The sequence below is a fragment of the Xaviernesmea oryzae genome, from assembly GCF_900109605.1.
Classification (GTDB): domain Bacteria; phylum Pseudomonadota; class Alphaproteobacteria; order Rhizobiales; family Rhizobiaceae; genus Xaviernesmea; species Xaviernesmea oryzae.
Genome location: NZ_FOAM01000031.1, coordinates 1 through 21,759, shown reverse-complemented (window position 1 = coordinate 21,759; position 21,759 = coordinate 1). Strand labels below are relative to the sequence as shown.

21 protein-coding genes and 1 pseudogene are annotated in these 21,759 nt (G+C 62.0%); 10 read left to right on the top strand and 12 right to left on the bottom strand.

Annotation, left to right across the window (positions count from 1 at the left end; all coding sequences use genetic code 11):
* The coding region (locus BMX61_RS23550; protein ID WP_139198879.1) for a transposase at window positions 1–349 on the top strand (349 nt) is incomplete at its 5' end.
* Here BMX61_RS23550 and BMX61_RS23545 read toward each other — a convergent pair.
* The 4 genes from BMX61_RS23545 to BMX61_RS23530 all read right to left on the bottom strand — a co-directional run bounded on the left by BMX61_RS23545 (window position 346) and on the right by BMX61_RS23530 (window position 4,249).
* A complete protein-coding gene (locus BMX61_RS23545) occupies window positions 346–1,098 on the bottom strand; it encodes an SDR family NAD(P)-dependent oxidoreductase (RefSeq protein WP_210186311.1) in 753 nt (250 codons plus the stop codon). The two genes, BMX61_RS23550 and BMX61_RS23545, sit on opposite strands and share 4 nt — an antisense overlap.
* A complete protein-coding gene (locus BMX61_RS23540) occupies window positions 1,095–1,937 on the bottom strand; it encodes a carbohydrate ABC transporter permease (protein ID WP_210186310.1) in 843 nt (280 codons plus the stop codon). Before BMX61_RS23540 ends, BMX61_RS23545 begins: the two co-directional genes overlap by 4 nt.
* Window positions 1,934–2,803 (bottom strand): carbohydrate ABC transporter permease, encoded by an 870-nt coding sequence (locus tag BMX61_RS23535; RefSeq protein WP_210186309.1) that lies wholly within the window; start codon window positions 2,801–2,803, stop codon window positions 1,934–1,936. Before BMX61_RS23535 ends, BMX61_RS23540 begins: the two co-directional genes overlap by 4 nt.
* Before the next feature lie 231 nt (window positions 2,804–3,034).
* Window positions 3,035–4,249, bottom strand: a complete 1,215-nt coding sequence (locus BMX61_RS23530) for an ABC transporter substrate-binding protein (protein WP_075628005.1) — start codon at window positions 4,247–4,249, stop codon at window positions 3,035–3,037.
* Window positions 4,250–4,471: 222 nt separating this feature from the next.
* Here BMX61_RS23530 and BMX61_RS23525 point away from each other — a divergent pair, with 222 nt between their 5' ends.
* The 4 genes from BMX61_RS23525 to BMX61_RS23510 all read left to right on the top strand — a co-directional run bounded on the left by BMX61_RS23525 (window position 4,472) and on the right by BMX61_RS23510 (window position 8,395).
* The gene (locus tag BMX61_RS23525; protein ID WP_075628004.1) at window positions 4,472–5,155 is read left to right on the top strand and encodes a GntR family transcriptional regulator; all 684 of its coding nucleotides are present in this window, start codon (window positions 4,472–4,474) and stop codon (window positions 5,153–5,155) included.
* A 100-nt stretch (window positions 5,156–5,255) separates the two neighbouring features.
* On the top strand, window positions 5,256–6,461 hold the full coding sequence (locus BMX61_RS23520; RefSeq protein ID WP_075628009.1) for a mandelate racemase/muconate lactonizing enzyme family protein: 1,206 nt from the start codon (window positions 5,256–5,258) through the stop codon (window positions 6,459–6,461).
* Between the two features lie 7 nt (window positions 6,462–6,468).
* On the top strand, window positions 6,469–7,527 hold the full coding sequence (locus tag BMX61_RS23515) for an ABC transporter ATP-binding protein (protein ID WP_075628003.1): 1,059 nt from the start codon (window positions 6,469–6,471) through the stop codon (window positions 7,525–7,527).
* A complete protein-coding gene (locus BMX61_RS23510) occupies window positions 7,520–8,395 on the top strand; it encodes an SMP-30/gluconolactonase/LRE family protein (protein WP_075628002.1) in 876 nt (291 codons plus the stop codon). Before BMX61_RS23515 ends, BMX61_RS23510 begins: the two co-directional genes overlap by 8 nt.
* Before the next feature lie 301 nt (window positions 8,396–8,696).
* Here BMX61_RS23510 and BMX61_RS23505 read toward each other — a convergent pair whose 3' ends face one another.
* Together BMX61_RS23505 and BMX61_RS23500 are read right to left on the bottom strand one after the other, a co-directional pair.
* Entirely contained in the window at window positions 8,697–10,805 is a 2,109-nt protein-coding gene (locus BMX61_RS23505) for an ATP-binding protein (protein WP_075628001.1), read from the bottom strand.
* A complete protein-coding gene (locus BMX61_RS23500; RefSeq protein WP_234794805.1) occupies window positions 10,802–11,533 on the bottom strand; it encodes a response regulator transcription factor in 732 nt (243 codons plus the stop codon). The genes BMX61_RS23505 and BMX61_RS23500 overlap by 4 nt, the downstream gene beginning before the upstream one ends.
* 215 nt (window positions 11,534–11,748) lie before the next feature.
* Here BMX61_RS23500 and BMX61_RS23495 point away from each other — a divergent pair, with 215 nt between their 5' ends.
* From BMX61_RS23495 to BMX61_RS23475, 5 genes are all read left to right on the top strand, one after another.
* Complete coding sequence (locus BMX61_RS23495; RefSeq protein WP_407703825.1) at window positions 11,749–12,771, top strand: ABC transporter substrate-binding protein; 1,023 nt, start codon at window positions 11,749–11,751, stop codon at window positions 12,769–12,771.
* A gap of 135 nt (window positions 12,772–12,906) precedes the next feature.
* Window positions 12,907–13,932 (top strand): ABC transporter substrate-binding protein, encoded by a 1,026-nt coding sequence (locus BMX61_RS23490; RefSeq protein ID WP_075627999.1) that lies wholly within the window; start codon window positions 12,907–12,909, stop codon window positions 13,930–13,932.
* 78 nt (window positions 13,933–14,010) lie between these two features.
* Window positions 14,011–16,254, top strand: coding sequence for an ABC transporter permease (locus BMX61_RS23485; protein ID WP_075627998.1), 2,244 nt, complete (start codon window positions 14,011–14,013; stop codon window positions 16,252–16,254).
* Entirely contained in the window at window positions 16,251–17,312 is a 1,062-nt protein-coding gene (locus BMX61_RS23480) for an ABC transporter ATP-binding protein (protein WP_075627997.1), read from the top strand. The genes BMX61_RS23485 and BMX61_RS23480 overlap by 4 nt, the downstream gene beginning before the upstream one ends.
* Window positions 17,313–17,336: 24 nt before the next feature.
* Window positions 17,337–18,125 carry an inositol monophosphatase family protein gene (locus tag BMX61_RS23475; RefSeq protein WP_075627996.1) on the top strand — a complete coding sequence of 263 codons (789 nt, stop codon included), beginning with the start codon at window positions 17,337–17,339 and terminating at the stop codon, window positions 18,123–18,125.
* Between the two features lie 322 nt (window positions 18,126–18,447).
* Here the strand turns inward: BMX61_RS23475 and BMX61_RS23470 are convergent.
* The 6 genes and pseudogenes from BMX61_RS23470 to BMX61_RS23460 form a co-directional block, all read right to left on the bottom strand.
* Window positions 18,448–19,645: pseudogene (locus tag BMX61_RS23470) on the bottom strand (IS256 family transposase).
* 459 nt (window positions 19,646–20,104) lie between these two features.
* On the bottom strand, window positions 20,105–20,656 hold the full coding sequence (locus BMX61_RS25260; RefSeq protein WP_234794806.1) for an IS630 family transposase: 552 nt from the start codon (window positions 20,654–20,656) through the stop codon (window positions 20,105–20,107).
* Between the two features lie 7 nt (window positions 20,657–20,663).
* On the bottom strand, window positions 20,664–20,819 hold the full coding sequence (locus tag BMX61_RS25255; RefSeq protein ID WP_234794804.1) for a hypothetical protein: 156 nt from the start codon (window positions 20,817–20,819) through the stop codon (window positions 20,664–20,666).
* Window positions 20,820–20,891: 72 nt separating this feature from the next.
* Window positions 20,892–21,056, bottom strand: a complete 165-nt coding sequence (locus tag BMX61_RS25250; protein ID WP_234794803.1) for a hypothetical protein — start codon at window positions 21,054–21,056, stop codon at window positions 20,892–20,894.
* A gap of 36 nt (window positions 21,057–21,092) precedes the next feature.
* On the bottom strand, window positions 21,093–21,344 hold the full coding sequence (locus BMX61_RS24455) for a hypothetical protein (RefSeq protein WP_139198998.1): 252 nt from the start codon (window positions 21,342–21,344) through the stop codon (window positions 21,093–21,095).
* An 86-nt stretch (window positions 21,345–21,430) separates the two neighbouring features.
* A partial coding sequence (locus BMX61_RS23460; protein WP_139198997.1) for a transposase occupies window positions 21,431–21,759 on the bottom strand: 329 nt, incomplete at its 5' end.

Sequence of the window (21,759 nt, the reverse complement as noted above, 5' to 3'; positions counted from 1 at the left end):
GGGCGGAGAGGCTTCGCACTACAACGCCGTTCCGGACCTGCTGGCGATACCTGTCGGCAAGCCGAGACTGTTCCTCGCCGACAAAGGATATGACGGTGATTTCCTGCGCGAGGAACTCCTGATCCATGGGATCAGGCCAGTCATTCCGCCGAAGGCCAACCGGAAGAACCCGCCTGCCTGTGACTTCCGGGCATACAAGGATCGAAACCGCATTGAGCGGATGTTCAACCGCCTCAAGCAGTTCCGTCGCGTTGCGACCCGATACGACAAGACCCGAAAATCCTTCTCAGCATTTCTCGCCCTGGCTGCCGCTAAGATATGGCTGCCATACTTTGTCAACAGGACCTAGAACGCCCCAAGCCTCGCAGACATGCCCTGATCGGCGAGCACCTCCGAGCCGCTCAAGGCCTTCGCCCTGTCGGACAGCAGGAAGACGGCGAGTTCGGCGACGTCTTCCACGGTATTGTAGATCCCGGTCGCGTGCGCCTGCAGGAAATGCGTCTCCAGCGCGGGATCCTTGGCGATCAGGCCGGCGATGGCCTCGGTGCGTGTGAGACCGGGGCATAGCGCGTTGACGCGGATGCCGGATGGGCCGAGGCTCCAGGCCATGGCGCGGGTCATGGCCGAGATCGCGCCCTTTGTCGCGGCATACATTTCGTAGCCGGCGAGCGTCGCGCGTGCATGGTTCGAGGAGAGATTGATGACACTTCCGCCGCCCGTCATCAGCGGCAGGGCGGCCTGGGTCACCAGGAAGACCGAGCGCTGGTTGACCCGCCAGAGGAGGTCGAGCTCATCGAGTGACATGTCTTCGAACGGTTTCTGGATCGTCACCCCGGCATTGTTGACCAGCCCGTCCAGCCGGCCGAAGCGCTGCCTGACGGTCGAGATCATGTCGTGGATCGCCTGGGGATCGCCGACATCGGCCTTGACGAAGATCGCCCCGGCCTGTGTCACCGCCTGCTCCTCCGCCGCGTGCAGCGAAGCGCCGATGACCCTTGCGCCGGCTTTGACGCAGGCCCGCGCAATGCCGAGGCCGATGCCGGCCCCCGCACCCGTGACCAGCACATATTTGCCGTTCAGTTCGCCGTTCATGGTCATTTGACAGCTCCCGCCGTGATGCCGTTGACGATCTGGCGTTGGAAGATGAGGAACAGGATCAGCAAGGGAAGAGAGCCGAGCACGGAGGCCGGAAACAGCTCTTCCGGATTGAGATTATGGTTTCCGACGAAATGATAGACGCTCATCATCACCGTATATTTGCTGGAATCGGTGAGCAGCAGCAGCGGATAGACGAAATCGTTCCAGACCATCAGCATGACGAAGAGCGACAGGGTGGCGGTGGCGGGACCGAGCAAGGGCAGGATGATGTGCCGGAAGGTGGAAAAGGGCGAGCAGCCGTCCAGTTCGGCCGCCTCTTCCAGCTCCTTTGGGATGGCGCGCATGAAGCTCGTGTAGAAGAACACCGATAGCGGCAGGTTCAGGGCCGTGAAGGCGAGGATGATGCCGAGATAGCTGTCGAGAAGTCCGATCCTGGCAAAGATCGTATAGATCGGCGTGATCGTCACGAAAGACGGGGTGGCGAGGCAAAGAGACAGGATCGAGACGATGGTTTGCGTCAAGACGCCGGTTGAGCGCGCCAGCGGATAGGCTGCCAGTGCGCCGACGAAGGAGACCGCAAGCGTGACGGCCAGCGTGATGCCGAGCGAATTGAGGATGCTGCGCAGATAGGACATCTTCTCGTAAGCATTGGCGTAATTGGAGAGGCTCCAATGCTCCGGCAAAGCAAGCGGATGGTTGACGATGTCCTGGCCGTGGCGGAACGACATCAGCACCATGTAGAACACCGGCAGCAGCATGATGCCGACAAGCGCCAGAACGAGCGCATGCTTGGCAAGGCGCAGCATGGGGCGCAGAAGGGCGGCAGGCGACGGGCTCAAATCAGGTCCTCCCTCTGACGCAGAACACGGTTCTGCACGAAGGCAACGGCAAGCACGACCAGCAGCAGCACCACCGACAGCGCGCTGGCAAGGCCGAAGCGATAATCCGTAAACAGCGTCTGAACGATCAGGAGGCCGATGGTCTGGGTGGCGCCATCCGGTCCGCCCTTGGTCATGATAAAGGGCAGCTCGAAGGTCTTCATCGTGCCGATGGTGGACAACATGATGTTGACGGTGAAACTGGGGGCCAGAAGCGGCAGCTGGATCAGGAGAAAGCGCTTCCATCCGCCGGCGCCATCCAGCACCGCCGCCTCCTCGATCTCAGGGGGAATATTGGCGAAGCCGGCCAGGAAGATCGCGCATGTGTAGCCGGTAAACATCCAGACATGGACGAGCGCCACCAGAACCAGCGCCAGCGTCGGCGTCCCCAGCCATTCGGTCTTCAGCGCGCCCAGCCCGACCAGATCGAGCAAGGCGTTGAGACCGCCGCTGAAGGGCGAGAGGATGAAGGACCAGACATAGCCGACGATGATGAAGGACATCATGGCCGGCATGAACAGGGCCGTGCGGCAGATATTGCGAATAGCCGGCATGGCATGCAGCGCGGTGGCGAAGGCGAGACCCATAAGGGTCTGGCAGACGACCACGATCGCAACGAAAGCCAGCGTTACGCCAAAACTTTCATAATAGCGCGAGCGTGTGAGGATGCGGATATAGTTGTCGAAGCCGACATATTGATAGTCGCCGAGGCCGCTTGAATCGGTAAAACTCAGCCGCACCGCCTCAAACAGCGGATAAAGAAAGAACACCGCCAGCATCACGAGGGCGGGGAGGACGAAGGCCGTCCTTTGCAGTTGCCGGCTCACGCTGTCATTCTCCTGAATAAAGCTCGCATGAAAGACGGGGAGCAATTTCCGCGAGGGATAGAACCGGTCTGCCTTACCGATTGCGTCGAAACAAGACAGAGCGCTTTCAACATGTCCGCCGTCACAGAAAGAGCGGCGGAATCCGCGCGGCCAGCTTCCGGCCCCTGTCATCGCCCGGGTCTGTCGCGGCGGCGGGAGGGACCGCCGCGACATGCGGGAGAGATGCCGGGCTCAATCCTCGGCGGCCTCATCCCACTTGGAAAGCACCGTCTTCGGCGAGGCGGAGGTGTCGTTGAGGAAGCCGGCCATGGAATTGAAGATCGCCGTTTCCAAGCCGCCGCTCCAGGCGCCAACACCGACCGGATACCAGATCAGCCCGCCATCGCGCCCCTTCTCATAGGCTTCGGCAAGAGCCGGCGTTCCGCTTGCCTGGCCCGCAAAGGGGCTGCCGGCGGCTTCTTCCGTCAGCAGCACCTTCAAGTTCTCTTCCTTTTTGAAGAAGTCGATCCAGGTCTTGGCCGCTTGCGCATGCTGCGCATTCTTCGGCAAAGCCCAGCCGAAGCCGAAGAGATCGAAGGAAACGCCCGGCGCCTTGGCGGCGGGAAGCGGGGTGAAGACGTAATTCAGCCCTTTGACCTTGCTGAAGGCCGAAATATTCCACGCGCCCTGCGGCATCATCGCGAAATGGCCGGCCTTGAATTCCTGCAAGCCCGTCGACCACGGATCGACCGCAGCCTGCTCCCTGCCCTTGAAGCAGCCGGCGGTCTCCAGCGTGTGCAGCGTGGCAAAGGCGTCGTTGAAGGCCTTGCTCTTGGCGAAGGAGACCTTGCCGGACCCATAATCCGCAGCCGGCGCCTCATTGGCCTGAAGCCCCTGCGCCATGGCGAAGACGGCGGAGGGGAAGCCCTGCGCCATCAACATCGGCTGGATGCCGGCCGCGCTCAGCGCCTTGCAAGCGGAAACCAGCTCATCGATCGTCTGCGGCGGCTTGGCGATCCCTGCCTTCTGCAAGAGATCCAGATTGACGAAATTGCCGATGCCGATCACTTCGAGCGGGAAGAGATAGACGTCCTTCTTGCCGGTGATCGCCGCGCGCAAAGTCGGATTGACCTTGCCGATCCAGCCGGCGGTATCGAGCGGAACGATGACCCCGGCCTTTGCGAGGCGGTTCATCAGCGGGATATCGGCCATGATCACATCGGGCGAATTCGATCCTGCCAGACGCGGGACGATGGCCGTGTCGAAATCATTGTGGCTGGCATAGGTCAGCTTCACCTTGATCGACGGATTGGCCTTTTCAAATGTCTCGATCAGTGCCGGCAGACCGGCCGGCTCGGCGGCGTTGCCTTTCCAGGATGCGATTTCGAGCGTCGTCGTTTCCGCCATGGAAACGGCCGGGATGGCGGCGATGACACCGGCCATGAGAGCGGATTTGAAAAAGGTCACAGCGTCCCCCTCCTTTGGGATGATGAGGCCCGCATCATCGTGACGATCAAATACGATGTCAACATTTTAATACATTATTTTGGCCGGCGCTTGTGGCAGTTGCGGAAACTTCGCCTCTTGCATGAAAAATGCCGTTCGTTTTCATACACGATATGCCAATGTCGCATGGGCGAATTACGCCGTGCGTACCCTCTCATCTTCTTCTTTCGAAAGGCCCCGACCTTGACCAAGCAGAGCGAACCGCCTGTCGATGACGAAACGATCCATGCGCGGATTATCGATGACATTGCGAGCGGATATTTTGCCGGCGGCGCGCGGCTGAAAATATCGGAGCTGGCGGAGCGCTACCAAACCAGCACCAATCCGGTGCGCGAGGCGCTGCGCATCCTGCAGGGCGAAGGCTATGTCGAATTCGAGCCCAACAAGGGGGCGATGGTCAAACGGATCGATTTCAATACGGTGCGCGACACTTACGAGGTTCTGCGCCTGATCGAGCCCTATTTCGTCGGCTGGTTCGCCGAATATGCCACGGAACAGGCAATTTCCGACCTGGAAGCCATTCAGGAGAAGATCGAAGCCACCACGGACATGACGCGAACGGTCATCACGCCGCTCGACAATGCCTTTCACAACCGGATCGCCGACTTCCATTACAACAAGCGCGCCGCCGCGCTCTGGAAAAGCCAGCGCGCGGCCTTGCGCGTCTTCACCTTCCGGCTGCCGATCGGCCGCAGCCGCCACAAGGCCATTTGCGAGGAGCACAGCGCGCTGATCGCCGCCTGCCGCGATCACGATCCCGAACGCGCCACGGCCGTCATCCGGCTTCACATCGATCATGCGGGCCAGCATCTCTACGAGCAGATTCGTATGCGAGACCTGCAGAACGAACCGCAAGATCGCACATGATTTTCGATAAATAATGTATTTATCCGTTGCGTGACGGCGTGGATCGTTCTAAGCATGGCGCATGGACGAGAAGGAACACGCCATGGCCGCAGCGCTCGACATGTCAGCCAACAATCCCCGCACCGTACCCACCCGCATCCGTTCGGTGGAGCCGATTGCCGCACGGGTCGGCACCCGCAACCAGCTGGTCGTCAAAGTGACCTCGGAAGACGGGGTGATCGGCTGGGGCGAGGCCGGTTTTTCCGGGCGCGAACAGGCGGTGGCGGCGACGATCAAGCATTTCGCCGATTTCCTGGTCGGCCGCGATTGCCGTGAAATCGGCCGGCTCTGGCAGGAATGCTACCGCAGCCAATATTTCGAGGGTGGCCGCGTCATCACGGCGGCGATCTCGGCGATCGATATCGCCCTGCATGATCTTCTCGGCAAGACGCTCAACGTTCCCGTCTATCAATTGATCGGCGGCAAGCAGCGCGAGCGTGTTCCGGCCTATGCGAGCTGCTATGCGGAAAGCTATGCCGGCAATGTCACCGCCTTCACCGAAGCGGTGCTGGACGAGGTCGCGGGCCTTGTCGAGGATGGCTGGACCAGCATCCGCGTGCCCGTCGCCGGACATAGCGCCAACGAGATTTTCGAGCCGCGCGAATCGATCAACGAGACCGCCCGGCGAATCATCGCCATTCGTGAGCGCTTCGGCATGGATCTGATGCTTGGCATCGATTATCACCACCGCCTGTCCGTCGCCGAGACCGCCTCCTTTGCCCAGCGCCTGCCGGCTGCAGCCCTTGATTATATCGAGGAGCCGATCCGCGACGAGACGCCGGAAGCCTATCGGGCGCTGCGCAAGCTGACGACGATCCCCTTCGCCATCGGCGAGGAATTCAGCTCCAAATGGCAGGCCGCACCCTATATCGAGGAAAATCTGACGCAGTTCCTGCGCATCGACATCAGCAATATCGGCGGCTTCACCGAGGCGATGAAGGTGATCGGCTGGGCGGAAATGCATTATATCGAGCTGATGCCACACAATCCGCTGGGCGCGATCTGCACGGCGGCAACGGTTCATATGGCTGCGGCGACAGCGCTGTTTTCCTATACCGAAACGCATCAATTGCCGAACTGCCCGCTCGGCTTCCATCACCCCGACATCTTCCCCACCCAGCACAATCTGGTCGGAGACGGCTATCCGGTTCTCGATGCGCCCGGCCTCGGCATCGAGGTCAATGAGGAGGCGCTGCGTCGATCCGAGGCTTTGAACTGGAACCCGCCCTTCTTGAGACGGCGCGACGGCTCGCTGACGAATTGGTGAGGTTGCGATGTCCGCGGTTGAAATCCAGAACCTGCGCAAGTCGTTCGGCAGCGTCGACGTGCTCCATAATATCGACGTGACGGTGAAGGATGGCGAATTCTGCGTTCTCGTCGGCCCTTCCGGCTGCGGCAAGTCCACGCTTCTGCGCACGATCGCCGGGCTGGAGCAGGCAAGCGGCGGCACGATTGCCATTGGCGGCGCGGATGTCACCCATGTTGCGGCCGCGCGGCGCGGCATCGCCATGGTGTTCCAGTCCTACGCGCTTTATCCGCACATGACCGTGCGCGACAATATTGGCTTCAGCCTGAAGATTGCCGGTGTGGCGAAGCAGGAGGCCACGCGCCGGGTCGATGCGGTGGCGCAGATGCTGCGCCTGGAGCCGCTGATGGATCGCCGGCCGCGCCAGCTTTCCGGCGGCCAGCGGCAGCGTGTCGCCATCGGCCGCGCCATCGTGCGCGAGCCGAAGGTCCTGCTGTTCGATGAGCCCCTCAGCAATCTCGATGCCGAATTGCGTGCGGAAATGCGCGTCGAACTGGCGCGGCTTCATCAGCGCCTGAAGGCCACGATCATCTATGTCACGCATGATCAGGTGGAAGCGATGACGCTGGCCGACAAGATCGTCGTCCTGCGCGGCGGCAGGGTCGAACAGATCGGTGCACCCATGGAACTCTATCATAGCCCGGCAAACCGCTTCGTCGCGGGCTTTATCGGTTCGCCACCGATGAATTTTCTGACTGCGACTTCCTGGGGGGCGCGCCTGACTTGCCCGGCATTGGGCGAAAGCTTCGCCGCGGTTGCGCCCGCAAAACCAGGGCCGGCTGTGCTCGGCATCCGGCCGGAACATCTGAAGCTCGATGCAGCAGGCGGCCCCATGCTGGTGGAGATGAGCGAAAAGCTTGGCGCTACCACGCTCATCCACCTTCAGGCTTCTAACGGCGAAAGACTGATCCTCAGCCATCCCGGCTCCGACGCGCCGGCGACGGGAAGCCAGGTCGGCGTTGTCGCCGAGCAGGATTCCCTGCGGGTTTTCGATCCAGAAACCGGAAAGGTTCTGGCCGATGCGTGAGGACGCCTCCATCGCCATCCTGCCGGGCCCGTCCTGCCAGCTCGGCGAGGGCCCCGGTTACGACCCGGCAACCGATACCGCCTGGTGGTTCGACATTCTCAACCGCGACCTTCACCGGCTTCACTGGGAAAGCCGGCGCCTGGAGACCATCCGCCTGCCGGGCATGGCCAGTATGATGGCAAAGGTCGCCGGGCGCGAGGAAGACCTCATCGCCATGGATCAAGGCGTCTGGCTCCGCGATCCCACGGATGGCAGGCTGACGCTTCTGGCAGAACTGAATGCAGGCCCTTCCGGCGGACAACGGACGAACGACGGCCGCGTTCATCCCTCGGGCGCGCTCTGGATCGGCAGCATGGCGCATGATCCGGTTGACGGAGAGGGATCGATCCATCTGGTGCGCGGCACGCAGGCCAAGCTGCTCTTTTCCGGCATCACCATTCCCAATTCCATCTGCTTTTCGCCCGATGGAACGATCGGCTATTTCGCCGATACGCGCGAAGGCATCATCTGGCGCGTTCCGATCGACCCTGAGACGGGCGACGTCACGGGTGAGAAACATATGTTTCATGACGGCCGCAGACGTGAAGGCGGCATCGATGGTTCGGTGGTCGACCGTCACGGATATCTATGGAATGCCCGCTGGGGCACCGGCGACCTCGAATGTTTCGATCCGGACGGCAAGCTGGTAAAACAGCTGCACCTTCCGGTTCGCCAACCGACCTGTCCGGCCTTTGTCGGACCAGGCGGCAACAGGATGATCGTGACGTCGGCAGCAGTCAATTTGGAAGACACTGCATGTGAAGGACACACACTCGTTCTGGAGGATGGCTGCGATGGTCTGCACGACGCATATTTTCGCATTTTCTGACCAAAGCAAGGTAGAATCGCTAGTATGCCGTCAGTGGCAAGGATTTGAAGGGATATGAACCGGCGAGCCGCTTGGCATGGATGTCATTTCGTAGCAAGCCGACCTCGATTTCGGTCCACTGCTGTAAGGAGTGCAGCGATGGAATATGAGGTTGGATGAGTCAGCCTCAAGAGGACACACATCTGCAGTAGGGTTTAGGGTCTGCAAGCGGTGTGGCGCGGCACGCTCTCTATAAGGCAGCTGACTGCCTGCAAACGACGATCGGCACCCGGATTATGAGGAACGCAGGAAAGATTTGCGCCTATCCAGCCTGGACCGGGTCCAGGCGGTGACCGACGAAGGTCAGCTCCACCTTCGTGCCGTGGCCCAGCCGCGACTGGATGCTTGCATCGCCGCCGGATTGACGCACGAAACCGTAAACCGTCGCAAGGCCAAGCCCGGCGCCCCCTTCCTTGAGACGCGTCGTGAAATAGGGTTCGAAGGCCTTGTCGATCGCCTCGGGCGTCATGCCCATGCCTTCATCGGCGACGGTGACGGTGACGAAGGCACCGGAATGGGTGGCGGAAATGGCGATCTCTCCGCCATCGGGCATGGCTGCTGCCGCGTTCAGGCAGAGATTGAGCACCGATTGCTCGAAAAGGGCGGGGTCGAGGAAAACCGGGGGCAGATCCGTGTCGATCGACACCGTCACCCGACAGGCCTCGCCAACGGCGATCTCCAGCACGTCGATCATGCCCATGAGAACGGCCGCGAGATCGATCGAGACCGGAAAGAGCTGCTGCTGGCTTGCGACCGACAGCATGCTGGACGAAAGCGCATGGCCGCGATCCGCCGCCTTGCGGATGCGATTGAGATGCCGCCGTTGGCGGTCGGTGATACCATCTTCGCGCTCCAACAAACCAAGGCTTCCGGTCACGATGCCGATCATATTGCCCACTTCATGGGCGAGCTGGTGGGTCATGCGCATGATGCCGTCGAGCCTCTGGGCCTTGGCATCCTCGGCGTCCTGACGGTCGGTCTCGGTCACATCGCGCGCGAGCAGGACGAAGCCGCCATCCAGCTGCCGCGAAAGAGAGACCTCCACCACCTGGCCGTCTTCTCGGCGATGGCGAAAGACGAACGGTCGTCCGGGTCGATCCATGGCGCCGATCGCCTCCTGCAGGCCGCTTCTGTCCACGCCAGGCAGATCCTCCAGGAAGCGCCGCAGCGGCAGCTTTCGCGAGGTGCCGCCGCGCCCGATGAGTTCGATCACGCGGCGGTTCATCGCCAGCGGCTTGCCGGCCGCATCGAAAACGGCGATGCCTTCGTTCATGCTGCGGAAGATCGCGCGGATCGTCTTGGCCGCCGTGTCGGCCTTTCGCCGCATCCGGCTGACACGGTCGACACTTTCGCGAAAGGCGCTGAAGGCTCCCACCAGCCGGATCAACTCCGTCTCATTGCCGCGATAGGACGGCACGGCAATCTGCTTCTGGCCTCCGGCCAGCGCATTCATGCCGGCCGAGAGATCGGCGATCCCGCGCGATACCCGCATCACCGAGCGGATGGCCAGCGCCGCGATGATCAGCATCAGGAGCGCGGTCAGGAAGACGGTGCTGAGAAGCCCCTGCAGCATCTGCGAGATTGCCTGCACATCGTCGCCCAACTTCCGCACCACGCTGTCATTCTGCGCCTCGACGGCAAGCGACAATTCGCGCGAGACCGTATGGAGGCGCGTAATCGCGGCGCGGATGGAGAACATTTCCCGCAGATAGCGGGTCTGTGCCGCGAAGATGCGGCGATGAGCATCGAGCGCGGCCTGGTCCATACGCACCGGTGCGGCCTGTGCAATCGAGAGCTCCCGCACGTAACGCCGCTGAAGCTCGCCAAGCTGGAAGAGACTGTCGGCGGTGGACGCCGACTGAGCGATGGCATTCAGGCTTGGGGGAAGATTACGCACCGTCGTCACGTCCCGCGTCGCGATCTGGCTCAGTGCGATCGCGGCATCCGACTTGTGCTCCTGCGCCGCTTCGGCATTGTCGAGCATGACGACGGTCTGCTGCTGGATCGCGCCGAGCAGCGCCAGCACCCGCCCATCGGCGGGCGCCGCGATGCGATCGTCGCGCGGCTTCATCATCCGCATCAGCGCCTCCACCTGGCCGAGCACGGCGCGGCTTTCGCTGGAGATGCGGTAGGGCGAGGTCGCATTCATCAGGAAGGGCGCGCTCGAGACGAGGTCGGAAACCTGCTTGGAGACGATTGCCGACTTGCCCAGGCTGACGAAGGCCTGCGTGCCATAGGTTGCCATCTCGTTGCGCGCCCGCATGAGCCCGAAGATGGCAATGGCCGAGATGCCAAGCACCAGCGCGCCGATCAAGAGGATAGCTGCCGGCAGACGGAAAGCGATGGAGGCGAAATAGGCGCGGTTGGTCATCGCTCCGTCTCGTGCCGGGGTGCCTCCAGCACATAGCCCCGGCCGCGCCGCGTCTTGATATAGCGCGGCAGCTCCGGGTTCTCTTCGATCTTGCGGCGCAGTCTGAGGACCAGCACGTCGACGTTCCGGTCCACGTAGCGTTCCGTGCCGCTGCCGAGCCGCTCCAGGATCTGGGCGCGGGCGACGGGAAGGTTCGGCGTTTCGGCGAGAAGCTCGAGAAGCGTGAACTCCGCACCCGTCAGGGTCTTGCCCGGATGCCCCTCGCAAACGGCAAGCCTCCGCTTCAGATCGATCGTCCAGGCCCCGAGTTGTAGGGAGGATGTGGCAGGCGCAAGATCGGGCAGACGGTCGGGCTTCGGCACTTGGATGGAGCGGCGCAACACCGCTTTCATCCGCGCGGCAAGCTCGATCGGCTCGAAGGGCTTGACGATGTAGTCGTCGGCCGCGGTCTCCAGGCCAAGCACGCGTTCGGCAGAGCTGCCCGCCGCCGTGACCATGATGATCCCGACATCCATGCTGCTGCGGACGCGCTGGGCAAATGTTCGTCCCGACGCACCGGGAAGATTGTGGTCCAGGAGAATGAGATGAACGATATCACGCGCAAGGAAGGCCGTTGCCTCCTCCGCCGAGCGGGCCACGAAGGGTGTCCAACCCTCCGCCTCCACGAGATCGAACAGCATCTCCGCCATATCCGGATCGTCCTCCACGATCAGAATCTTCACCTGCATACCGACTTCCTCCCGCTGCATCATAGGCTTCGGGGCGGAATGTTCAAATCCTCGGCCATGACGGGATCTGTCACAAATGTAACATTTGAAAGTTTCGCAACGGGGCGGAATCCCTGTTGTAACAACCGTAACCACTGCGTCCTTGAAGCGTAAACCGTATCTGTCATTCTGGCTGCGGAGGTCGGGACGGCATCGTTCCGAAAAGGGAGGCTTGGGTGAGGACGCTTATCTCTCTGACAGCGGCGGCGTGTCTGTCGTTTGCCGGCATGGCACATGCGGAGCCGCTGGCCCGGCTCAACGTGCTGTGCGGCGTCGACGAAGCCTGGTGCGCGGCGATGAAGGACGCTGTGCGGAGCCGGCTCTCGATCGATGCCACCGTGAAACGCCGGAGCACCGGTGAGATTCTCGATCAGGTTCGCAGCGAGAAGGCCGATCCACAGACGGATGTCTGGTGGGGCGGCACGGGGGACGCGCAATTGCAGGCGGCGAGCGAAGGCCTGCTGCAAGCCTATCAGCCGCCATCGACTGCCGTCATGCTGCCCTGGGCCGACAATTTTTTCGACCTTTCGGGCGGACGCTCGGCGGGCATCTATGCCGGCGCGCTCGGCTTTGCCTACAATACCGAGCTTCTCAAGCAGAAGGGCCTGAAAGCTCCGGCCTGCTGGAAGGACTTGCTCGACGGAACCTATGCGGATGCCATCGAGCTTGCCGATCCCAATTCCTCGGGAACGGCCTATACCGCGCTGGCAACGCTGGTTCAGCTCTTCGGGGAAGACGAAGCGTTCAAATTTCTCAGCCGGCTCGGCGCGAATATCAGCAGCTATCCGCAATCGGGCTCGGCGCCGGTGAAGGATGCCGCCCATGGCGATACGCTCATCGGCATCTCCTTCATTCATGATGCGGTCACCCTGCGGCAGGCGGGCTACCCGCTGGAAATCGTCGCGCCTTGCGAGGGAACGGGCTACGAGATCGGCGCTGTCAGCATCGTCAAGGGCGCCAAGAACCTGGACGCCGCCCGTGCCTTTGTCAGCTTTGCGCTGAGCGCCGAGGGCCAGGCGACGGGCGCTGCTGCCGGGCAGAACCAAGTGCCTTCGAATGCCGGCGCTTCGCTGCCGCCCGGTGCGCCTGACATTTCGATGATCCGGATGGTCGACTACGATTTCGCCACCTTCGGCTCGGCCGACGAGCGCCGCCGACTGCTCAGGCGCTTCGACAATGAGATCCGCGGCATCCCCTGACCCATACCATCGCCTGCGCATCATCCGCCGGCGCCCAGATACGACACCGGACGAGACGCCTCATCCTGCTTGCAGCGCGAGCGGGCACGGCATCGCCATGTCGTTCGAAAACAGACTCAACGAAGGAGGAAGACCATGAAAACCACGACAATCGGCCTGCTGCTGATGGCCGCGACGGCCCTTAGCGCCACGTCTGCCAAAGCGGCGGGAACGCTCAACCTGATTTGCTCGGCAGACGTCGTCATCTGCGAGCAGATGAAGGGGGATTTCGAGAAGGACCATGACATCAAGGTCAACATGGTGCGCCTCTCCTCCGGCGAAACTTATGCGAAGATCCGCGCAGAGGCGCGCAATCCGAAGACGGATATCTGGTGGGCCGGCACCGGCGACCCGCATATGCAGGCGGCGTCCGACGGGCTGACACAGGAATATAGGTCGCCGCTTCTCGACCAGCTCCAGGATTGGGCACAGAAGCAGGCCGAGGGCTCGGGCTTCAAGACGGTTGGCGTCTATGCCGGCGCGCTCGGCTGGGGTTACAACACCGAGATCTTCAAGACCAAGGGCTTTACCGAGCCGAAGTGCTGGGCCGACCTTCTCAACCCCGCCTTCAAGGGCGAGATCCAGATCGCCAATCCAAACTCGTCCGGCACGGCTTACACCGCGCTCGCCTCGCTGGTTCAGATCATGGGGGAAGACCAGGCCTTCGACTATCTGAAGAAGTTGAACGCTAATATCTCGCAATATACGAAATCGGGCTCGGCACCGGTGAAGGCAGCCGCGCGCGGCGAAACGGCGATCGGCATCGTCTTCATGCATGACGCCGTGGCCCAGACGGCCGAAGGCTTTCCCGTCAAGGCGGTCGCGCCGTGCGAAGGCACGGGCTACGAGATCGGCTCGATGTCGATCGTCAAGGGCGCGAAGAACCTCGACAACGCCAAGATCTGGTACGACTGGGCGCTCACGCCCGCCGTGCAGTCGCGCATGAAGGACGCCAAGTCCTTCCAGCTGCCGTCCAACAAGACAGCCGAGATCCCCAAGGAGGCACCGCGCTTCGAGGACATCAAGCTGATCGACTACGACTTCAAGACTTATGGCGAGCCAGCCAAGCGCAAGGAGCTGCTGGAGCGCTGGGATCGCGAAATCAGCGCCAAGGCAAACTGATAGGCCACGTCCCGGCCGGCCGCGTGCTGGCCGGGGCGGGCTCTTGAACCATAGGTACGGCTTGACGAGGGGATCGGGATGGACACCGGCAAAGACAATCGCAACCGCAGACTGGACATCACGCTCGGTCTTGGCATTTTTGCCTTCCTGCTCATCCCCTGGTACCGGATCGAGGGCGGCTTCTTGAGCTTTGGCTGGCTACCAGGCTTTCCCGGCGAAGCCTCGGTGGCGCCGGGTCTGTTGCAGATCCTGCTCCATGGCCGATGGTGGCTTGTCATCGCCGCGCTGATGCTGGCGGTTGCCGGCGTCGCCCGCATCACGAAGGATCCGCGGCGACGGGGGGCGCTGCTTGTCCTGTCCGGTGCCATCGGCGTCCTCTTCCTCACGCTGCAGGGCCTTGCCATCGGCTATTCCGGCTGGGCCTGGACGATCAGCGACAGGCTGTTCGCAGCCCTGCCCGATGGACAGCCTTCCATGGGCGCGGGCGCCATGCTGTCCGCGCTGGTCTTCGTGCTCCTCTTCTCCTTCGGCCTGGCAGAGCGGGGCGCCATGAAGGGCGACGCCTTCGTCGTCGCGTCCATCGCGCTTCTGATCTTCCTCGTCGCAATCTTCGTCTTCTATCCTGTCGGCAGCATGCTGATCGGCGCCTTCCAGGATTTCGACGGCTCGCTCAACCCCGCTGGCTTCACCCGCAATATTCAGGATCCCGCCATCTGGAGCCTCGGCTGCGTCCTTGGCGGAGACCGCTGCGGGGTCGCCTGGCGCACCTTGTGGCTGGCGATCATGACGGCAGGCGGCTCGACCATCATGGGGCTTGCCTTTGCGCTGGTTGCCACGCGCACGCGCTTTCCCTTCAAGAAAGGCCTGCGCCTGCTCACCGTCCTGCCGATCATCACGCCGCCCTTCGTCATCGGCCTGGCGCTGACGCTGCTCTTCGGTCGCGCGGGCGTCGTCACGGAGGCGCTGTCCAGCCTGTTCGGCATCGAACCCGGCCGCTGGCTCTATGGCATGACGGGCATCTGGATCGCGCAGGTCCTGTCCTTCACGCCCATCTCCTTCCTCGTCCTCATCGGCGTTGTCGAAGGCGTCAGCCCCTCGATGGAGGAAGCGTCGCAGACGCTGCGCGCCGATCGCTGGCGCACCTTCTGGCGGGTTTCGCTGCCGCTGATGAAGCCCGGGATCGCGAATGCCTTCCTGATCGGCTTCATCGAAAGCATGGCCGACTTCGGCAATCCGCTGGTGCTCGGCGGCAGCCACGGGGTGCTCTCGACGGAGATCTTCTTTGCCGTCGTCGGCTCGCAAAACGATCCCTCGCGCGCTGCCGTGCTCGCCATCATCCTGCTCTGCTTCACGCTCACCGCGTTCCTGGCCCAGCGCTACTGGCTGTCGGGCAAGAATTTCGCGACCGTGACCGGCAAGGGCGACAGCGGCGCCCATATCGCCCTGCCCCGCCCGCTCTCCATCGGCGTCCATGTGCTGGTCGTTCCGTGGATGCTCTTCACCGTCGTCATCTACGGCATGATCCTCTTCGGCGGCTTCGTCAAAACCTGGGGCCTCGACAATTCACTGACGCTCGACCACTACGCCAGGGCCTTCTCGGTCGAGATGCGCGACGGCGTGCTGAGCTGGACCGGCGTCGCCTGGAACTCCTTCTGGACGACCATGGAAATCGCGCTGATCTCGGCGCCGCTGACCGCCGCCGTCGGGCTGTTGACCGCCTATATCATCGTTCGCCAGAAATTCGTCGGCCGCAATGTCTTCGAGTTCGCGCTGATGATGAGCTTCGCCATTCCCGGCACGGTCATCGGCATCAGCTACATCATGGCCTTCAACCTGCCGCCGCTCGAAATGACCGGCACCGCGCTGATCCTGATTGCTTGCTTCGTCTTCCGCAATATGCCCGTCGGCGTGCGCGGTGGCATTGCAGCCATGAGTCAGCTGGACAAGAGCCTGGACGAAGCCTCGCTGACGCTGCGCGCCACCTCCCTGCGCACCGTGCGCAAGGTCATTCTGCCGCTTCTGCGCCCGGCGATCACAGCCGCGCTCGTCTATTCCTTCGTGCGGGCGATCACTTCGATCAGCGCCGTCATTTTCCTCGTCAGCGCCGAATACAATATGGCGACCTCCTATATCGTCGGCCTCGTCGAGAATGGCGAATATGGCGTGGCGATCGCCTATTCCTCCATGCTGATCGTGGTGATGATCGTCATCATCGCCAGCTTCCAGCTTCTCGTCGGCGAACGCCGCCTGCGCCGCGAAAACCGCGTCGCCGGCCTCACCACCGCGCCCTCCCCCCTTCTCGCTCAGGAGAAAGCAGCATGATCACCCCGCGCGCCGGTTCCGTCGTCTTCCAGCATGTCCGGAAGCAGTTCGGTGCCTTTACCGCCATTCACGACCTGTCTCTCACCATCGAGCCCGGCCAGCTCGTGACCCTGCTTGGGCCCTCCGGCTGCGGCAAGACCACGACGCTGCGCATGCTGGCGGGCCTGGAACATCCGACCTCCGGCCAGATCCTGATCGGCGGCAAGGACGTGACCATGCTGCCGGCAAACGAGCGGGATGTTTCGATGGTGTTCCAGTCCTACGCGCTGTTTCCGCATATGAGCTCGCTCGACAACGTGGCCTACGGCCTGGAATCCGCCGGCATGAAGCGCAAGGAGGCACGCGAGCGGGCCGAAGAGGGCCTGAAGCTCGTCGGGCTTGCCGGCATGGGTGCGCGGCTTCCGGCCGAACTTTCGGGCGGCCAGCAGCAACGCGTCGCCGTTGCCCGCGCGCTGGTGCTGGAGCCGCAGGTGCTTCTGCTCGACGAGCCGCTCTCCAATCTCGACGCCCGCCTGCGCCGCCAGGTGCGCACGGAAATCCGCGAGCTGCAGCAGCGTCTCGGCTTCACCGCCGTTTACGTGACCCATGATCAGGACGAAGCCCTCGCCGTCTCGGACCGGATCGTCATCATGAAGGATGGGGCCATCGCGCAGGAAGGATCCCCGCGCGATCTCTACGAGGCCCCCGCCTCGGCCTTCATTGCCGACTTCATGGGCGAAGCCAATGTGGTGGCCTGCGACGTTCTCAGTGTCGATGGTGCGGACGCCACGATCCGTGTCGGCGCGCTCGAACATCGGGTGCCCAGCCGCAACGCCCGGCCGGGGCCGGCAAAGCTTGCCGTTCGGCCGAACGCGATCACGCTGGAGCCGGCATCGAGCGCCGCTTTCCCCGGGCGGATCACCCATGCCGCCTATCTCGGCGACCACGTCGAATACGAGGTGGAGACCGGCACCGGCCGGCTCTTCGTCGTCGATCCTGCCGTGGAACGCGCCTTGCCGCCGGCCACCGATGTCGCTGTCGGCTTCAAGGGCCGCGGCATTGCCCTGATCAACGGCTGAGCCGTTTCGTACAAAGGACCTCTGATGACGCATGATCTCGACGCCCGCTTTGCCTTAGCGGAAGCCATCGCCCGTAAGGCTGGCGCAGTCGCCCTCGACTACTTCAACCGGCGCGAGACGCTGGTGATCGAAACCAAACGTGATGCGCAGGACGTCGTCTCGATTGCCGACCGCGAGGTGGAAAATCTGATCCGCGCCGCAGTCGCGGATGCCCATGGCGACGACGGCTTTCTCGGCGAAGAATACGGCCTTGCCGCAGGATCCTCCGGCTACACCTGGGTAGTCGATCCGATCGACGGCACCAGTCCTTTTGTCAACGGCATGCCGAACTGGTGCGTGTCCATTGCCGTGCTGCATGACAGCAAGCCCGTGATCGGCGTGATCTTCGCGCCCTGTTTCAACGAGCTTTATGCAGCCGCCGCCGGCAAGGGCGCCACGCTCGACGGCCGAACGCTTCGCTTGGACCCATCCCGCACCATCCGCAATGCCGTGACCGGCATCGGCGCCAACAACTACGTCACCCCGGCCTTTGTCGGGAAGATGGTCGAAACGCTCTTGGAGGCGGGCGGCAATTTCATCCGCAACGGCTCCGGCGCCCTGATGCTTGCCTATGTCGCGGCCGGCCGCCTGGTCGGATATTACGAGCCCTACATGCATGCCTGGGATTGCCTCGCCGGCTATTGCCTCGTGACCGAAGCCGGCGGCTGGCACCACCCCTTCCCGGTCGACGGCGACCAGCTGACCAAAGGCGCCCCCGTCCTCGCCGCCGCCCCTGGCGCCACCGACGATCTGCGGCGCATTGCAGGCCTGTGAGGCCCTGCAGGCGCGTCTCCTCCTGAAACGGGCGTGCGACCCGGTCGTGCGTCCTGGATGGACGGCTATGACTGTGACGCTCTAAGGATATTCGAGTACGGGAGGGTGGCAAACACTCCCTCGCTCTCCTGCCGCGGCTTGTCGGCATGCGTCAATCGCCCCGTGAGAACGGTTGCCACTCAATATTATACATGAGCCGGCGAGGTTCGTGAGCAGCTGCAGTCTAAAGCAGCAACTGGCCAGAGGATAGTTTTCTAGATCATGTCCCAGGGCGTGGTGTAGCTTAGACGACCACGGCTCATCCCAAAGGGCCGGATGAGTGTCAGCTTGCTGCTGGCAGGCTGATGAGTGGATCATCGCTCATCGTGGCGATGGTTTCCAGTGTCATGTAGCGAGATCGTTGAACGGCCCACTCGTCATTCTGCTCGAGCAGCCATGCTCCGACCAACCTGACGATGGCATCGTCGTTGGGGAAAATGCCGACGACTTCAGTGCGGTCGCTTGATCTCGCCGTTAAGGCGTTCGATTGGATTTGTGCTGTGAAGCTTTGCCCAGTGCTGCTTGGGAAAGGTCATGTATGCGAGCACATCCTGTTCGGCACTATCCATCAGCGTGGCGAGTTTCGGCACCTTCGGCCTGATCTGGTCTGCTACATTGCGCCATTGGGTGCTTGCCGCGTCCGGCGTGTCCTGAGCGAAGGCGGTGGCGATGAAGGCGGAGACGACCCGCCGTCCGCTCTTCCCAGCATGGGCCAAAGCATTGCGCATGAAGTGGACTCTGCAGCGCTGCCAAGTGGCGCAGAGCACCTTCGATACTGCGGCTTTGATGCCCTCATGCGCATCTGAGACGGCGAGCTTGACGCCACGCAGACCCCGCCTGGTCAGCTTTCAAAGAAACTCGGTCCAGATCGCCTCGGCCTCGGAAGTGCCAATCTCCATGCCGAGCACCTCGCGCCGACCATCAGTGTTGACGCCCACGGCGATGATGACCGCGACAGAGACGATACGACCGCCACGACGAACCTTCAGGTAGGTGGCATCGATCCAGAGGTATGGCCACTCGCCCTCGATGGGACGGTCGAGGAAGACCTTCACCTTCTCGTCGATCTCTTCGCACAGGCGGGACACCTGGCTCTTGGAGATGCCCGACATGCCCATCGCCTTGACGAGGTCGTCGACGGATCGTGTCGAAACGCCCTGGATATAGGCCTCTTGGATGACCGCCGTCAGGGCCTTCTCGGCCATTCGGCGTGGTTCGAGAAAGCTTGGGAAGTAGCTGCCTGTGCGAAGCTTGGGAATGCGAAGCTCGACTGTGCCCGCCCGTGTTTCCCAATCCCAGTCGCGATAGCCGTTGCGCTGGGCAAGTCGGAAGCCGTTCTTCTCGCCATAGCCCGCGCCGGTCTTCGTCCCGACCTCCAGCGCCATCAGCTTCTCGGCAGCAAAGCCGATCATCTCGCGCAGCAAATCGGCATCAGCGCTCTTCTCAACAAGCGAGCGCAGGTTCATCATGTCGTCGGTCATCGGTGGTGTCCCTCAGGTTGGCTCTAAGCAACCCGACCCTACCGGAAAACGCCGGTGACCACCCTGTCAGCTACCACGCGGCGGGACACGATCGTTTTCTATCATCTCGTAGTCGATGGGACCGAAACGAAGAGTGATCGCGATTGCGTCAAGCAGGTCGCAATCGATCTTGGTAATCGCCATGACCAAGCCCAGGAGAAACTACTGATCCGAGCTTCGGCTTAGGATCAAGGTGCGTCCTGCGAACGAAAAGAAATTATCGGATTCCTGCTCAAAGCTCGGACCACTCATGTCCAAACAAAAGACTCCGGGGACGAGCGATGGGCACAGACAATACCACCACGACGCCCCGCTGTCCGCACTTGCAACTGCATCGGCTGGAAACGGGTTCTCTGGCGCCTGAGCGCGCCCGGTTAGTGTTCGATAACTCTCAGTTTGATAAGCTAAAGCTTGTCGCATTTATTCAGCCTCATATCCTGCGGCTTTGAAGAAGTTTCTGCATTCGGTGACGGAGAAGAGGCTGATGATGTCACCGAGGGCTTGGGCGATCGCATCGAAGCTTTTGGCGGCTTGCTTTCGTAAGAGCGCCTTGAGCTTCGAGAATGCCATTTCGATGGGGTTCATATCCGGCGAATAGGGCGGCAGGAAGAGCAGCCACGCGCCCTTGGCCTTGACCAACTGTTCTGCTCGTTCACTTTTGTGGAAGCCGACATTGTCGAGGATGACAACATCGCCGGGCGACAGGGTCGGCGCAAGCTGTGTCTCGATCCATGTTTCAAAGATGCGGCCGTTCATCGGCGCATCGACAATCCACGGCGCGGTCAGGCCATGGCAGCGCAGTCCGGCGATGAATGTCTGCGTCTTCCAGTGACTGAGCGGAGCGTAAGCCGAAAAGCGACTGCCTTTGGCAGACCATCCGGTGCGCTTCGTCAGACGGGTATTCGTGGACGTCTCATCGATAAAGATGAGCCGTGACAATGCCTTGTTGAAGAACCGCTTTCGGCGGTTGATCCAAAGATCACGCGCCTTGACGACCTTCGGTCTGCGCTGCTCGCTTGCCTTCAGGCTTTTTTTTATTGCTCAGCCCAAGCTGGTATAGAAACCGCCCAACGGTGGCGCGGTGGACGTCGATGCCGCGCGCGGCCAGTTCGAGACACAGTTCGTCCAGGGTCACGTCGCCATGGAGAGCAACGCGCTGGCTGATCCACTCCCCATGAGGCGAAAGTTTACGGCCAGGCGGATGGCCCTATCTGGCGGGGCGAAGAGAACCAGATGAACGGTGCAGGATCATCATGTTGTTGACGAACCGGGGCGAAACACGGAAATGCCGGGCGGCTTCCCGATTGCTATTGCCTTCGTTCACAAACAAAACAACACGCTCACGCAACTCCATCGGATGCGGCTTGCCCATGATGCATCTCCTTCCATGGGCACACTTAATCACAGATCAACAAAAACCGGAATCCTGAATCCCGTTCGCCGCGACACGCTTTAGCTCGGAACAACGCTCCTTGCCGATAAGGCTCGATACAATTGGTAACTTTGCCAAGCAACGCGAATGCTCGGCAGATCTTGCCAAGTCCAATCGAAAGCAGACATTCACCTTCAGCCGCTGGCCCACCATCAGCGCAATTTCGGGTAGCGGTTCTTCAACCGCATCAAGCAGATGCTGGGACTGGCAAACCGTGACGACTGGCATGTTGATAATTACCTCGCGCCCTCAGGCTTGCAGCCACGAGGGTACGGATCGCCTAAAATTATGCGTCCGAATCCTAGGCTGAGGACTCATTGATTGAGCCAGAAGATGACGGTTGCAGCGATGCAGATGGCGGACATGAAGGTGTGGGCACAGCGATCATGGTGCGTGTGTATGCGGCGCCAGTCCTTGAGTTTTGCGAACATGTTCTCGATCCGGTGGCGCTTGCGGTAGAGCACGGTGTCGTGGGGGATCGGGACCTTGCGGTTGGCCTTTGACGGGATGCAGGCGGCAATGTCGCGTGCTGCGAGGGCGGCACGGAACCAGTCGGCGTCGTAGCCCCGATCGGCCAACAGCGCTTTCGCCGTGGGCAAGGCATCGATCATCAGCGCCGCGCCCTTATAGTCGCTCATCTGCC

Bases quoted from the DNA above. Each gene is read 5' to 3' on its own strand.
- BMX61_RS23545 (WP_210186311.1), bottom strand. From the start codon at position 1,098: ATGACCATGAACGGCGAACTGAACGGCAAATATGTGCTGGTCACGGGT.
- BMX61_RS23520 (WP_075628009.1), top strand. From the start codon at position 5,256: ATGTCAGCCAACAATCCCCGCACCGTACCCACCCGCATCCGTTCGGTG.
- BMX61_RS23515 (WP_075628003.1), top strand. From the start codon at position 6,469: ATGTCCGCGGTTGAAATCCAGAACCTGCGCAAGTCGTTCGGCAGCGTC.
- BMX61_RS23510 (WP_075628002.1), top strand. From the start codon at position 7,520: ATGCGTGAGGACGCCTCCATCGCCATCCTGCCGGGCCCGTCCTGCCAG.
- BMX61_RS23505 (WP_075628001.1), bottom strand. From the start codon at position 10,805: ATGACCAACCGCGCCTATTTCGCCTCCATCGCTTTCCGTCTGCCGGCA.
- BMX61_RS23500 (WP_234794805.1), bottom strand. From the start codon at position 11,533: ATGCAGGTGAAGATTCTGATCGTGGAGGACGATCCGGATATGGCGGAG.
- BMX61_RS23490 (WP_075627999.1), top strand. From the start codon at position 12,907: ATGAAAACCACGACAATCGGCCTGCTGCTGATGGCCGCGACGGCCCTT.
- BMX61_RS23485 (WP_075627998.1), top strand. From the start codon at position 14,011: ATGGACACCGGCAAAGACAATCGCAACCGCAGACTGGACATCACGCTC.
- BMX61_RS23480 (WP_075627997.1), top strand. From the start codon at position 16,251: ATGATCACCCCGCGCGCCGGTTCCGTCGTCTTCCAGCATGTCCGGAAG.
- BMX61_RS23475 (WP_075627996.1), top strand. From the start codon at position 17,337: ATGACGCATGATCTCGACGCCCGCTTTGCCTTAGCGGAAGCCATCGCC.
- BMX61_RS25250 (WP_234794803.1), bottom strand. From the start codon at position 21,056: ATGGGCAAGCCGCATCCGATGGAGTTGCGTGAGCGTGTTGTTTTGTTT.
- BMX61_RS24455 (WP_139198998.1), bottom strand. From the start codon at position 21,344: ATGCCAGTCGTCACGGTTTGCCAGTCCCAGCATCTGCTTGATGCGGTT.